The organism is Pseudomonas californiensis, assembly GCF_021147775.1.
Taxonomy (GTDB): Bacteria; Pseudomonadota; Gammaproteobacteria; order Pseudomonadales; family Pseudomonadaceae; genus Aquipseudomonas; species Aquipseudomonas californiensis.
Genome location: NZ_JAGTPK010000020.1, coordinates 40,831 through 53,834 on the forward strand (window position 1 = coordinate 40,831; position 13,004 = coordinate 53,834).

13 protein-coding genes are annotated in these 13,004 nt (G+C 57.5%); 8 read left to right on the forward strand and 5 right to left on the reverse strand.

The annotated features are described in order from the left end of the window. Positions 1–36 precede the first annotated feature (36 nt). The gene (locus KDX37_RS19065; RefSeq protein WP_231654260.1) at positions 37–1,224 is read left to right on the forward strand and encodes a XylR family transcriptional regulator; all 1,188 of its coding nucleotides are present in this window, start codon (positions 37–39) and stop codon (positions 1,222–1,224) included. 28 nt (positions 1,225–1,252) lie between these two features. On the opposite strand, the gene KDX37_RS19070 is transcribed toward KDX37_RS19065, so the two are convergent. Continuing rightward, positions 1,253–2,623, reverse strand: coding sequence for a GntT/GntP/DsdX family permease (locus KDX37_RS19070; RefSeq protein WP_231654261.1), 1,371 nt, complete (start codon positions 2,621–2,623; stop codon positions 1,253–1,255). A gap of 240 nt (positions 2,624–2,863) precedes the next feature. On the opposite strand from KDX37_RS19070, the gene gvpU reads away from it, so the two are divergent. Next, positions 2,864–3,334, forward strand: a complete 471-nt coding sequence (gene gvpU / locus KDX37_RS19075) for a gas vesicle accessory protein GvpU (RefSeq protein WP_231654262.1) — start codon at positions 2,864–2,866, stop codon at positions 3,332–3,334. A gap of 70 nt (positions 3,335–3,404) precedes the next feature. Here gvpU and KDX37_RS19080 read toward each other — a convergent pair whose 3' ends face one another. Both KDX37_RS19080 and KDX37_RS19085 read right to left on the reverse strand, forming a co-directional pair. Then, positions 3,405–4,040, reverse strand: coding sequence for a manganese catalase family protein (locus KDX37_RS19080; RefSeq protein ID WP_231654263.1), 636 nt, complete (start codon positions 4,038–4,040; stop codon positions 3,405–3,407). Between the two features lie 78 nt (positions 4,041–4,118). Continuing rightward, positions 4,119–4,769: an HAD-IA family hydrolase gene (locus KDX37_RS19085; protein WP_231654264.1), complete on the reverse strand. Its 651-nt coding sequence runs from the start codon at positions 4,767–4,769 to the stop codon at positions 4,119–4,121. 314 nt (positions 4,770–5,083) lie between these two features. Here KDX37_RS19085 and KDX37_RS19090 point away from each other — a divergent pair, with 314 nt between their 5' ends. From KDX37_RS19090 to KDX37_RS19110, 5 genes are all read left to right on the forward strand, one after another. After that, complete coding sequence (locus tag KDX37_RS19090) at positions 5,084–6,775, forward strand: NAD-dependent malic enzyme (protein WP_231654265.1); 1,692 nt, start codon at positions 5,084–5,086, stop codon at positions 6,773–6,775. Between the two features lie 233 nt (positions 6,776–7,008). Then, complete coding sequence (locus KDX37_RS19095) at positions 7,009–8,652, forward strand: phosphoethanolamine transferase (protein WP_231654266.1); 1,644 nt, start codon at positions 7,009–7,011, stop codon at positions 8,650–8,652. Between the two features lie 118 nt (positions 8,653–8,770). After that, positions 8,771–9,904, forward strand: coding sequence for a ribonuclease D (gene rnd, locus KDX37_RS19100; RefSeq protein ID WP_231654267.1), 1,134 nt, complete (start codon positions 8,771–8,773; stop codon positions 9,902–9,904). Next, positions 9,901–10,194 carry a YcgL domain-containing protein gene (locus KDX37_RS19105; RefSeq protein WP_231654268.1) on the forward strand — a complete coding sequence of 98 codons (294 nt, stop codon included), beginning with the start codon at positions 9,901–9,903 and terminating at the stop codon, positions 10,192–10,194. The genes rnd and KDX37_RS19105 overlap by 4 nt, the downstream gene beginning before the upstream one ends. A 127-nt stretch (positions 10,195–10,321) precedes the next feature. Continuing rightward, a complete protein-coding gene (locus KDX37_RS19110) occupies positions 10,322–11,254 on the forward strand; it encodes a D-2-hydroxyacid dehydrogenase (RefSeq protein ID WP_231654269.1) in 933 nt (310 codons plus the stop codon). A gap of 105 nt (positions 11,255–11,359) precedes the next feature. Here the strand turns inward: KDX37_RS19110 and KDX37_RS19115 are convergent, their stop codons facing one another. Then, entirely contained in the window at positions 11,360–11,953 is a 594-nt protein-coding gene (locus KDX37_RS19115) for a nitroreductase family protein (protein ID WP_231654270.1), read from the reverse strand. Positions 11,954–12,161: 208 nt separating this feature from the next. Here KDX37_RS19115 and KDX37_RS19120 point away from each other — a divergent pair, with 208 nt between their 5' ends. Beyond that, complete coding sequence (locus KDX37_RS19120) at positions 12,162–12,611, forward strand: YcgN family cysteine cluster protein (protein WP_231654271.1); 450 nt, start codon at positions 12,162–12,164, stop codon at positions 12,609–12,611. A gap of 4 nt (positions 12,612–12,615) precedes the next feature. Here KDX37_RS19120 and KDX37_RS19125 read toward each other — a convergent pair whose 3' ends face one another. After that, the gene (locus KDX37_RS19125; RefSeq protein WP_231654272.1) at positions 12,616–12,996 is read right to left on the reverse strand and encodes a YgaP family membrane protein; all 381 of its coding nucleotides are present in this window, start codon (positions 12,994–12,996) and stop codon (positions 12,616–12,618) included. Positions 12,997–13,004 lie beyond the last annotated feature (8 nt).

A 13,004-nucleotide genomic window follows, 5' to 3' on the forward strand; every position in this document is an offset into this window, starting at 1 on the left:
TTTATCGGATCTATGTTTATCGGGCCTACAAAAATAATGAAAACCGTACCTCCCGTGCACCGGATCGCGCTGTTGTTCAACGGCAGCAAGATCTACGACCGCGGCATCATCAGCGGCATTGGCAACTACCTCAGCAGTACACGTGCATCCTGGGACCTGTTCCTTGAGGAGGATTTCCTTTGCCGGTTGCGGGGGATCGAGCGCTGGCAGGGTGACGGCATCATTGCCGACTTTGATGACCCGTTGATCGGCGAAGCGCTGGCCGGGATAAAACTGCCGGTGGTGGCAGTGGGTGGGTCTTATCAGGATGGGCGGGCGTACCCGAAAGGCATTCCCTACGTTGCAACGGATAATCACGCGCTGATGAAGTTGGCGTATGAGCATTTGATCGAGGCCGGGTTGACTCGCTTTGCCTGCTTCAGCCTGCCTGAGGCACAAGCCAATCGCTGGGCACAGGAGCGGGAAAAGGCTTTTCGCCAGTTGATGCAGCGCGATGGTCTGCACGCCGAGGTCTATCGAGGGATGGGCACCAGCGCGCCACTTTGGGATAGCGCAGTTGAGCAGCAGATCGCCTGGCTGCAAGCCTTGCCCAAGCCGATCGGTATCATTGCGGTAAGCGATGCTCGCGCCCGACAACTGCTCCAGGCATGCCTGACGGCGGGGATCGCCGTTCCAGAGCAAGTGGCGTTGATCGGTATAGACAATGACCCGTTGACCCGCACCTTGACGAGGGTGCCCTTGAGTTCGGTGATTCAAGGCACTGAAACCATGGGCAGGACCGCCGCGCACCTGCTGCATCAGATGCTGCACGGCATGCCCTCCACCGGCACGCAGATTCTGGTGCCGCCGGATGCAATCAACGTGCAGACCTCAAGCCTGCATCAACCGCTGGGCAATCCCTACGTCATGCAGGCGCTGCTGTTCATTCGCCAATATGCCTGCCAAGGCATCAAGACCGCGCAGGTAGCGGCCTACGTTGGGGTATCGCGCTCATCGTTGGAAGCGCACTTTCGCAAGGTGCGAGACTGCACCGTGCACGACGAAATACTGCGTTTCAAGCTGGCTGCCGCCGCCAACGGGCTGGAAAATACTGATTCACCGATTGCCGACATCGCTCGTGATTGCGGCTTTAAATCACCGCAATACCTGCACACTGTTTTTCGTCGCGAGTATGGCTGTACACCAAGGGAGTATCAGCAAGGCGCCAGCGCGCCGATGCGGTGATCCGGCGCGCATCTGGTGTGCCAAAGCATCACGTCAAAAAGTGCCACAACAGCGAGGTGCCAACGAGCCCGACCACTGAAACGATGGTTTGCAATACCGACCAGACCCACAGAGTCTGTTTCAGTTGCAGGCCGAAGTATTCACGGACCATCCAGAACCCGGCATCGTTGACGTGACAGAAAAATACCGAACCTGCGCCGATCACCAGCGCAACCAGAGACGCTTCAATCGGCGCCAGGCCGGCCATCATCGGCGCCAGGATGCCTGCTGTTGTAGTGGTCGCCACCGTGGCCGAGCCGGTCGCCTGGCGCAGCGCCACGGCAATCAGCCACGCCAGCAGCAGATAAGGCATGTGCGCGCCTTCTGCCACTTTACTGATGGTCTGGCTGACACCCGCATCCAGCAGCGTCTGTTTCAGGCCGCCACCGGCACCGATGGTCAACAGCAGCACGGCAATTGGCGCCAGGCTTTTACGCAACGTCCCGCCTACCTGTTCACGAGACAGGCCATTGGCCCACCCCAGGCACACCGTTGCGGCCAACACTGCGATACCCAGAGCGACGAGTGGCTCGCCGAGGAACTTCAAGCTCAGCGCGATAGTGCTTTCAGGCGCCATGGCGACTTTGGCCAGCGTGCTGCCGAGCATCAATAGCACCGGCAAAAGAATGATCAGCAGTGAAATGCCGAAGCTTGGCTGCCGACTGGCGTCGGGTCTGGCGCTGAACAGTTTGCCCAGTTCTGCAGGCTCTTCAATGTGCATGCGCCTGGACAGCCAGTTGCCGTACAACGGGCCTGCAAGAATCACTGCAGGCACCGCAACACAAAGGCCGAGCAGCATGGTCAGCCCCAGGTCAGCGTGCAGGGCGCTGACCGCGATCAGCGGGCCTGGATGAGGTGGCATCAACGCGTGCAGGGTCGTCATACCCGCGAGGGCTGGAATCGCAATTTTCAGCAGCGATTGATTGGACTGGCGGGCCATCACGAAGATGATTGGCACCATCATCACCAGACCGACTTCGAAGAACAGCGGAAGACCGATGACCATTGCGACCAATGCCATGACCCATGGCAGGCTCTTGCCTTTGCCCAGCCCGAGCAGCGTTGATGCAATGCGGTCCGCCGCGCCTGACTCGGCCATCAGCGCACCAAGCATCGCGCCCAGGGCAATGATGATTCCGGCCTCGCCAAGAATGCCTCCGGCACCTTTGCTGAACGCTTTTGCCACCGCTTCGGCCGGCAGTCCTGCACCTATACCGGCAATGAAAGTACCGACAAGAATCGACAGGAACGGAGGAAGTTTGGTGGCGCTTATCAGGATGATGATCGTGGCAATTGCAATCAGGCAGCAAACAATCTGACGGGTGTCATGCAACACCCATGCAGCAGACGACAGATCCAATGCGGGACCCCCTTGTCATTCGGAGTTCTGGTGTTTTGGCCAGGATGCGCCTGTCCGTTGAATTGATACATTTTGTTTCAATTCTCCGAACCATACCTGAATGTGGCAATACGTCGCAGCTAAATATTCAGCGGTTTTGGCGCAATCACCCTGCTGTCGAGATGCGACTGTCGAGTTTCGCTTTTGGCCGATGTGATCTATACCTTGGGTTCACGTTTTGTGAAGCAATGGAGCTTTCAGATGTCGGACGTCGATCAATCGCAACACTCACAACCTTCCCCCAACCAGAGTCACGATGACGTGATTGCCCAGATCAAATGGCAGGGCAAACAGATCGACTGGCTGCTCCAGTGGCTGGTCAAATTCGTGGCAAATACCAAAGTTGAATTGGGCGTGACCCTGACCGTGGGTGGGAATCTGGTGTCCGGGCATCTGATTTCTCACGATTCCTATTTCGAACAACTGGCCGAAGATATCTCCAGGCCGTTCACTCAGTTTGCAAACGGCACTGATGAGTCCATGAAGGAGATGATTCTGTCGTTCAAGCCCGGCGATTCGTTCGAGGACACGCCCGCTTTTCACTTTATTCACTTGAAGGATTGCAAGACCTACTCGAGCGACGGCAATCCGGTCTGTGAGGCAGGTGTATTGTGGCGTGGCAGGATTGCAGCGGTGGATGGCTTTACCATCGGGCTCATCGCGCGACAGTAGCCCTGGCTTAGCATGCTCAACGAAGCCCCGTATTGTCGGGGCTTTTCTTTCTGGCTCTGAGCGCTATCTTCTAGCGAACAGTCGCCTCGAGCAGCTGCGCGAACTCGTTTCGATGCTTGATCTGGCGTTGGGTGGCTTGATTCAGGGCCGCGAGGAAGTAGCTGTTTGATGTCATCGTAATGAGTCGCTCGTAGATGGCTATCTGTTTGTCTTCGGTCGCAATGTATTGCCTGAGATAGTGCTCTCGTGACATTCCTGCTTCAGCCTGCTCTGCTCGTGATGCCGCACCGGCGGTACGCTCGGCAGCATCTTGCGTGTCTCGCAACACGTCGTTTTCAATGCCTTTGTCGATGAGCAGGGTACGCAGTTGGTCATAATCCGGCTCAACTTCAAGGTCTTGCTGACCAGCCTGCTGACCTTTGGCCAGCTCCAGCAGAATTGAAGCAAGCACTCTGGCGTTACTGATTTTTTCCTTGGCGATGCGGGTGAGTGTTGTCTTGTAGGTCGCATCTGTCTCATCGACCGCTTGCGCAAAGTAAGCTGTCGCCATGGGTAACTCACCTTCGACGCCCCTGAACTGTTCAAGCAGGAGATCAAAGAACGCGCTGTCAGGCGTCAGGTCGCTGTTTTGCTGGTTAGTCATGCCGGTCTCCGGTTTACCGCTTGTGCTCTTTTTTCTGATCCCGGAGAAAAAATGATCGTTCACTGTATTTTGACGAGTGGAGCGCTGACCTGATCAAGACATCATCGTGGACAGTCACTTGCCACCAGGTTGACTGTGGCATCAGCGAATGGTCAGGGTTAGCCGTTCTTGCTTGAACATGACGTCAAGACCGAGGTAGTTGGGGAGCGTCGCATCCTGTGTCTTATAAGGGTGCAAGTGGGCTGCGGTGATGACCACCACATGAGCCCCCGCTGCCTTGGCGGCTTCGATGCCTGCCGGTGCGTCTTCAAACACCAGGCATTGGCGCGGATCGACGCCCAGCCGTCTGGCCGCCAGCAGAAAGCCGTCAGGTGCGGGCTTGCCCTGTGTGACATCCTCGGCGGTGATCACGATGCCCGGAAGTGTAAGACCTGCGGCATTCATGCGCGCTTTGGCCAGTGCAAGCGGCGCCGAGGTGACCATTGCCCAGCGATCGGCAGGCAGGGAGCTCAGCAGCGCAGCCACGCCTTCAATCGCGACCACACCTTCGACATCGTCAATTTCGGCCTGCGAAATGGCTTGGGCTTCAACTCGGGCGTCGACGCCGGGCAGGTTCTGTTTGCGCACGGTGTCGATACTTCGCACGCCATGAATGGTCGGCAGAAACGAGTCCACGTCCAGACCGTGCTTGCGCGCCCACGTTGCCCAGACGCGCTCGGCGGCCACGACAGAGTTGAGCAGCGTGCCGTCCATGTCGAAAAGAAAGGCGGCGAATGGCGTACGTTCGAGCATGTTTTGCCTCACGAATCAAAGATGAAGGGGCAATGCGGACAGCAAAGATGCCCGGTGCGGCAGGGCCAGCGCAAGGCCTTGATCTCGAGTGTCTGCCCTGAATCGTCGCTGTCGTTCAGTCATTGTTTGCGCGACAAAATGCCGCAACGCCGACCGAGGCGAGTAATATGTGCCCCTGACCTCGAACACCGAGCTGGTCCGCAAAGGCCTGATAGAGAGCTGGCGACAAGAAAAAGAAGAAAAACACGAGCCAGGCTGCCCGCCCCGGTCGACGCACAGAATCAATGAGTAGACGAAAAAGGCGATTAGAAAAAATGACCAACACTTCGCGACCTTTGTATATTTCCTATGCAGGACCTTCACTGCTGGAAATGCCCCTGCTGAACAAGGGCAGTGCCTTTACCCCGCAAGAGCGGGTCGAATTCAATTTGATCGGGCTGCTGCCGCAGAACGTAGAGACGATCGAAGAGCAAGTTACCCGGGTCTACAGCCAGTACAAGCAATGTGCGAGCGACCTGGACAAGCATATCTATCTGCGCTCGATTCAAGACAACAACGAAACCCTGTTCTTCCGTTTGCTGGATTCGCATCTGGACGAGATGCTGCCCATCATTTACACGCCAACGGTTGGTCAGGCGTGTCAGGAGTTTTCCAAGATCTACCGTACGCACCGCGGGCTGTTCATCTCCTACCCTGAGCGTGACCGCATCGACGACATCCTGCGCAGCGCCACCAAAGACCGCATCAAGATCATTGTTGTCACCGACAGCGAACGCATTCTTGGTCTGGGCGACCAAGGCATTGGCGGCATGGGTATCCCGATCGGCAAGCTGTCGCTGTACACCGCCTGTGGCGGGATCAGCCCGGCCTACACGCTGCCAATCGTACTGGATGTCGGGACCAACAATCGTGAGTTGCTTGACGACCCGATGTACATGGGCTGGCGTCACGAGCGGGTGTCTGGCAAGGAATACGAAGACTTCATCGCCTTGTTCATTGACGCCGTCCAGCGTCGCTGGCCTGACGTGCTGTTGCAGTTCGAAGATTTCGCTCAGTCCAATGCCATGCCATTGCTGGAGAAATACCGCGACGAGCTGTGCTGCTTCAACGACGACATTCAAGGCACTGCGTCGGTTGCCGTCGGGACTCTGCTCGCGGCATGCAAAGCCAAAGGCGAGACGCTTGGTCAGCAGAAAGTTGTGTTCGTCGGTGCCGGTTCTGCCGGCTGCGGGATCGCCGAGCACATCATCGCGGCCATGCGCATCGAAGGCCTCAGCGAAAGCGAAGCGCGCAAGCGCATTTTCATGGTGGACCGTTTCGGCCTGCTGACAGATGGCATGGACAACCTGCTGGACTTCCAGAAGCGTTTGGCCCAGAACACCACTGATGTGTCGGGCTGGACTGCCGGCTCCGAGGCGTTCCCGCAATTGCTCGACGTGGCAACCCATGCTGGCGCCACTGTTTTGATCGGCGTGTCGGGCCAGCGTGGTCTGTTCACCGAACAAGTCATTCGCGAACTGCACAAGCATTGTGCCAAGCCATTGGTCATGCCGCTGTCCAACCCGACGTCCAAGGTAGAGGCCACGCCTGAAGAGATTCTGCGCTGGACCGATGGTAACGCTCTGGTAGCGACGGGCAGCCCATTCGCGCCGGTTGAAATCAACGGCCGTACTGTGCACATCGCCCAGTGCAACAACTCCTACATCTTCCCGGGTATCGGTCTGGGTGTGGTCGCATGCAAGGCGTCGCGGATCACCGACCGCATGCTGATGGCCGCGTCGAATGCCTTGGCGGAATGCTCGCCGATGGTGACCGGGCAGGGTGACGCGGTCCTGCCGCCGCTCAAGGACATCCAGCAGGTGAGCCGCAAGATTGCATTGGCCGTGGCCAAGGAAGCTCAAGCCGAAGGCCTTGCCCTGGAAACCACCAAAGAGGTGCTGCTGGCCGCTATCGAGCGTAACTTCTGGCAGCCGGACTACCGTGCTTACCGCCGTCGTTCGGTCTGATCGACACTAAGCGTCACTATGCCTTCGTGCGCCTGCGTGCGAAGGCATTTTTGCAAGTTCATGGCGTTTCCTGAAACGCCTCTCATTTGTTCCTGTGAAATAAACTTCATAAGACCGGATCTTGGCGTTATTTTCACAAAAAATTGATAGCAGTCTGCTTAAATTGTCATCAACAGCAGGGTTGCCTGACTCGCGCTGCAGACGACGTATTCCTATTTGATAAGCAGACCGCAATGCCGAAAATCAGAGCTGTTCGTCCTGAGTTTGTTACCTTGCTTGCCAGTGGCTTTTTATTACTGGGTTTCAATCTTAATCTTTGGCAGCATCTGATTTCGATTACCGGCTCTGACACCAAAGGCCTTGCCATGCGCATTGCCTTCGGGGTGATGGTGTGGGGCGCCTTCAATATCATTCTGACCTGCCTGGCGTTCAGGCGCGTACTCAAACCCGTTTTAATCCTGTTGTTCATGTTCAGCGCAGGCGTTGTTTATTTCATGTCGGAATACGGCGTGATGATTGACGCTGGCATGTTTCGTAACTTTGCCGAAACCAACGCCACCGAAGTTCAGGGCTTACTGTCCTGGAAACTGTTTTTTTATATTCTGCTGTTGGGCGTTTTACCCTCTCTGCTGCTCTGGAAAACCCCAATCAACTACCGTCGCTGGCACCGTGAGTTGCTCAGCAAATTGCTGGTGGGCGTGATCTGCAGCGTCGCGATTGGCGGGGCGGCACTGGCAAACTATCAAGGGTTGTCTTCGCTGTTTCGCAATCATCATGAGCTGCGCCTCATGGTGGTCCCGAGCAACTACATTGGGGCCTCATTAGGTTACCTGAGTGAGCAGGTCATTTCGGCCCGACGTCCGTTCGTGAAGATTGGCGAGGATGCTCGTCGCTCACCGGAGTGGGCCACACACACGCGTAAATCGCTGACGGTGCTGGTTGTCGGTGAGAGCGCCCGTGCAGAAAACTTCGGCATTCTGGGCTATGGACGCAACACCACGCCGAACCTGAACAAGGAGAGCGGGTTGGTGGCATTTACCGACGTTTATTCGTGCGGTACCGAAACCGCAGTGTCGGTGCCCTGCATGTTCTCCAACATGGGACGCAGGGACTACAACGCGACCAAAGCCCGTAATCAGGAAGGCCTGCTGGACGTGCTCAAGCGTGCCGGGATAGAGGTGATCTGGCGTGACAATCAGTCGGGCTGCAAGGGCACTTGCGACCGGGTGACCTTTCAGGACGTCAGCAACCTCCAGGATCCGCAACTGTGTACCGACCATGAGTGCCGCGACGAAATCCTGCTGCAAGGTCTGCCAGCGTTCATCGACAGTCTCGACAAGGACACTGTGCTGGTTCTGCACCAGATGGGCAGCCACGGTCCCGAGTACTTCAAGCGTTATCCGAAGGCCTACGAGAAATTCACGCCGGTGTGTGAAAGCAACGCGCTGAACGATTGCAGCCGTGAGAGCATCGTCAACGGTTATGACAACACACTGCTCTACACCGACCATGTGTTGTCCAGTCTGATCGATGTGTTGCGCAGTCATCAGGATAAAGTCGATACGGCCATGGTGTATCTTTCTGACCACGGTGAATCTCTGGGTGAATACAACCTGTTCCTGCATGGTACGCCGTATGTTCTGGCGCCTGACCAGCAGAAGCATGTGCCGATGCTGATCTGGATGTCGGACAGCTACCAGCATGCATTTGCCGTCAACCCGCAGTGCCTGGGAAAGGAGCGCGATACGCCGCTGAGCCAGGACAACCTGTTTCACTCCATGCTCGGCCTCTTGAAAGTCGACACTCAGGTCTACAACCCCAGCCTGGACATGTTTGCAGGGTGTCGCAGCGAGCAGGCGATGGCCGGCAAGCAATAAGGCATCGGTGCGCTGTGCGTCGGTTATTTGGATGAAGATGCGCAAGACTTGAATGACAGATGCGCGATAACCGCCGATGGCGATATATACTGCGCGCCATTGTTCAAGGGAGAGCCGTGTGGCCATCGATATTCACTGGATTCGCGACGACGACAGCCTCGCCCTGCAGTGCGCACAGTGGCAGTCGCTGCCATTTGTCGCGCTCGACACCGAGTTCATGCGGGTAGACACGTTCTACCCGATCGCCGCGTTGCTGCAGATAGGCGACGGTTCGCGTGCCTGGCTGATTGATCCATTGCTGATCAACGACTGGCGTCCGCTGTCGGCGTTGCTTGAAAACCCCGATGTCATCAAAGTGGTTCATGCGTGCAGTGAAGACCTCGAAGTCCTGCTGCGCCTGACGGGCAGCTTGCCTGTCCCGCTGTTCGATACTCAACTGGCAGCTGCTTACCTGAACCTCGGGTTTTCCATGGGCTACTCGCGATTGGTGCAAGAGGTGTTGAACATCGACCTGCCCAAAGGCGAAACCCGTTCTGACTGGCTTCAACGCCCGTTGTCGGACACCCAGATCAGTTATGCCGCCGAAGACGCAGTGCACCTGGCCGAACTGTTCGAGATCCTGCGCCCGCGTTTGTCTGACGACAAGTACGCCTGGCTGCTGGACGATGGTGCGGAGCTGGTCGCCAACCTGCGTCGAGAAGTCGACCCCTATGACGTCTATCGCGACGCCAAGCTGGCCTGGAAACTGTCCCGTGCCCAACTGGCGGTGCTGCGCGAACTGTGCGCCTGGCGTGAAGTTCAGGCCCGTGCCCGCAATCTGCCGCGTAACCGTATCGTGCGCGAGCACTCGCTGTGGCCATTGGCGAAAACCCAGCCGGACAACCTCGGTGCACTGGCTCGAATCGAAGACATGCACCCGCGAACGGTCCGTCAGGACGGTGAATTTCTGATCGAACTGATCAGGACTTCCAGCAGCCTGCCGCCCGAAGAGTGGCCGCCTGCCTTGCCTGAGCCGTTGCCGATTGACGCAGCCGGTTCAATCAAGCGTCTGCGGGCGATAGGTCAGCAGTACGCCGAAAAGCTTGAAATGGCGCCTGAATTGATGCTGCGCAAAAAGACCCTCGAAGCCTTGCTCAAAAGCGGCTATCCCGACGGTCCTTACCAATTGCCTGATTCGTTGCGTGGCTGGCGTCGCGAATTGATGGGGCAGGCACTGCTGGACAGTCTGTCTACCCCCGGAGAACAGTCTTGAAACGTATCTGCTCCATTTATCGCAGCCCGAAGAGAAACGAGATGTACCTCTACGTGCTGAAAAGTGATGTGCTCAAACGTGTGCCGCCTGAACTGCTGGTCGCGTTCGGCACGCCGTTTCATGCATTCGATCTGGTGTTGAGCCCGGAACGGGCGCTGGCGCGAGAGGACATCAATCAAGTGCTGGAAAATCTCGACAGCCAGGGCTACCACCTGCAAATGCCGCCCGCCGAAGACGAATACATCGAGCATCTGCCGGAAGAACTGTTGCGCCGCAACGATCCGATGTAAAGGGTCGTCTGTCGTTGATTCTGCCTGGCGCAGGCAGTGCTGTTGTGCGATAGCGCTGCCCTGACTTCTGTTTTGTCGGCCTACGCCTGTTGTTGGTTGTCTGTCCTGTTTTTAAGGTTTTTGAAACATGCGCGTTCTGATTGCCGAGCACGATTACCCCGTCTACACCCAATTGCTGCGCAAGGCTGCGCCTGATCTCGACGTGCTGAGCAGTGGCGATTCCGCCGAGCTGTCCCGCATGGCCAGTGACTGTCCGATCTGGCTGGGACAGCCGGATCTGATGGCCAACCTGTTGCGCCAGGGCCACAAGCCGCAATGGCTGCAATCGACCTGGGCCGGCATTACGCCGTTGCTGGCCGAGGGTCTGTATCGTGATTACCGGCTGACGCGAGCGGTCGGGATCTTTGGCCAGGTCATGGCTGAGTTTCTGCTGACCTACATGCTTGGCCATGAACGTGAAGTACTGGCGCGGCTGATGAGTCAGGTCGAACGCAAGTGGGACAACCGGCCGGGTCACAGCCTTGCTGGCCGCAAAGTGTTGATCGTCGGTGCTGGCGACATTGGCCAGCGGGTCGCCGGTTTTCTGGTTCCGTTTGGCGTACAGGTGTATGGCGTTGCGTCGTCAGCCAGAGTTCAGGAGCCATTCATCGAGGTGACAGCACTGGCGGACATGGACCGTCTGATCGGCGAGATGGATTACGTCATCAACCTGCTGCCCAACACTGCGGAAACTCACGATCTGTTTGACGCGAAACTGTTTGCCCGCTTCAAGCCCACAGCGTTATTCATCAACGTCGGGCGCGGCGTGGCGGTGGTCGACGCGGATCTGGTCGAGGCGCTCAAGGAAGGGCATCTGGCAGGCGCGGTCATTGACGTTTGTCGACAGGAGCCGCTGCCTCAGCGCCATCCGTTCTGGACCGCGTACGGGCTGCTGCTCACCGGTCACAGTTCGGCGCCGACTTCTCCCGTGGCCATGACGGACTTGTTCGTTGATAACCTCAAGGCGTATCAGGCGAGCGAAACGTTGCGTGGGGAAGTGGATTTTACGCGAGGCTATTGAAGCCGCTTGACTGGGCCAGCGGTTGACGCTGGCCCAGTCTGGAATTTGCGTCGCTGATCGATGCAAATTGCCGTCTTGTAACTGGAGTCGCAGTCGCTGCGACAGTTACAGGGAGAAATCACCTTCGGCGGCCAGTTGTGCAACAGGCACACGCGGGCTGGGTGCTTCGCGACCTTGCAGGTATTCCGGCAGTGTCGATTTGTCGCCAAGTTTACCTACCGCAACAGCGGCGTGCAGCGCGTAGCCTTCGGGAATATTCAGCTCTTTGCGCGTCAGGTCCTGATCAAAGCCTGCCATGCCATGCGTGTACCAGCCGCTCAGGCTGGCTTGTAACGCCAGGTACGCCCATGCCGAACCCGTATCGAAGGTGTGCCACAGCGCAGGGCTTTCTTCCGTTGCGCCAGGTGCTGTAAAGGTGGTCTTGGAAATAACGATTACCAGCGCCGACGCATGTTGCGCCCAGCCACGGTTGAACTCGTTCAGCAGGCCCAGATAGCGTTCCCAGTTCGGGGTATCACGGCGGGCGTACAGAAACCGCCACGGCTGCGAGTTGTAGGCGGATGGCGCCCAGCGTGCCGCTTCGAAAAAACTCAGCAGGGTTGCTTCGGAAATGGTTTCACCGGTAAAGGCGCGTGGGGACCAGCGATTGGTGAATTGCGGGTCGATGGCATGATCAGCGATGCGGGATGAAGTGCTCATGAAAGTCCTGAATTCAAAGGGGAGGGTGAGCGTGGCTTGATGGGCCGTTGTCGGCAGTCACCGCCTGAACGCGCATGAAGCGCATCAACGCTACTGTTTTGCATTCGTGCTGACAAGCCCTTGATGCCGATGGTCGCAAGTGCTTGGCCCACACCCGATGTACCTCTAGACTGGCGGCCTTTTCATTATCGATACCGTTGTCCGAACCATGGCCGCTAAAGTTGAACCCTTCTGGATACGCAAAACCCTCGATCAGCTTGACGCTCAGGAGTGGGAGTCGCTGTGTGACGGCTGTGGATTGTGCTGCTTGCAGAAGCTGGAAGACGAAGATGACAACAGCGTCTACTACACGCGTATCGCCTGCAAACTGCTGGATCTGAAAACCTGCCAGTGCTCGGATTACTCGAATCGTCGGGCTTCGGTGCCGGACTGTATCCAGCTGACACCGGGCCAGGCCAATGAATTCAAGTGGCTGCCGCCGACTTGTGGGTATCGACTGGTCAGTGAGGGCAAGGATCTTCCGCTGTGGCACCATCTGGTGTGCGGCGACCGCGACGCGGTGCACCACGAGCGCATCTCCCAGTCAGGACGCATGCTCAGCGAGAGCAGTGTGTCCGAAGATGACTGGGAGGATCACCTGATCTTCCGGGCAGGCTGAGCGCTTAGACGCCTGCTTTAGGCTCGGTCAGGGCATCGATACTTTTGTCGGCGGCTTTCTTGACGGCTTCTTCGGCGTCGTCCTTCAGACCGGTCAACTGAGCACCTGCACGTTCGATCGTGGAGCGAGCGCTGTTCAAGTCACTGCGGCCTTTTTCCACCAGGCTTTTTGCCGAGCAATGCCCGGTAATACCCCGCGCCAGGACCGCGCCACCGATTGCCAGTTGGATCAAGCCCAGAAACCCGCCACGGCGCACGCCTTTGCCCATCATCACAACGCCGCCTGCCAGCGAGCCGATACGCTCCCAGCCTTGGACGTTCTGTTCAGGGGTGTGCTTGAGCAACTCGGGCGTGTCGATACGTTCGATGATTGGGGTGTCGCGCATGGTAGCTC

Excerpts from the sequence above, each read along its gene's own strand:
- KDX37_RS19115 (WP_231654270.1), bottom strand. The coding sequence starts at position 11,953 with ATGAGCACTTCATCCCGCATCGCTGATCATGCCATCGACCCGCAATTC.
- KDX37_RS19120 (WP_231654271.1), top strand. The coding sequence starts at position 12,162 with ATGGCCGCTAAAGTTGAACCCTTCTGGATACGCAAAACCCTCGATCAG.
- KDX37_RS19125 (WP_231654272.1), bottom strand. The coding sequence starts at position 12,996 with ATGCGCGACACCCCAATCATCGAACGTATCGACACGCCCGAGTTGCTC.
- KDX37_RS19095 (WP_231654266.1), top strand. The coding sequence starts at position 7,009 with ATGCCGAAAATCAGAGCTGTTCGTCCTGAGTTTGTTACCTTGCTTGCC.
- KDX37_RS19110 (WP_231654269.1), top strand. The coding sequence starts at position 10,322 with ATGCGCGTTCTGATTGCCGAGCACGATTACCCCGTCTACACCCAATTG.
- gvpU (WP_231654262.1), top strand. The coding sequence starts at position 2,864 with ATGTCGGACGTCGATCAATCGCAACACTCACAACCTTCCCCCAACCAG.
- KDX37_RS19090 (WP_231654265.1), top strand. The coding sequence starts at position 5,084 with ATGACCAACACTTCGCGACCTTTGTATATTTCCTATGCAGGACCTTCA.
- KDX37_RS19065 (WP_231654260.1), top strand. The coding sequence starts at position 37 with ATGAAAACCGTACCTCCCGTGCACCGGATCGCGCTGTTGTTCAACGGC.
- KDX37_RS19085 (WP_231654264.1), bottom strand. The coding sequence starts at position 4,769 with ATGCTCGAACGTACGCCATTCGCCGCCTTTCTTTTCGACATGGACGGC.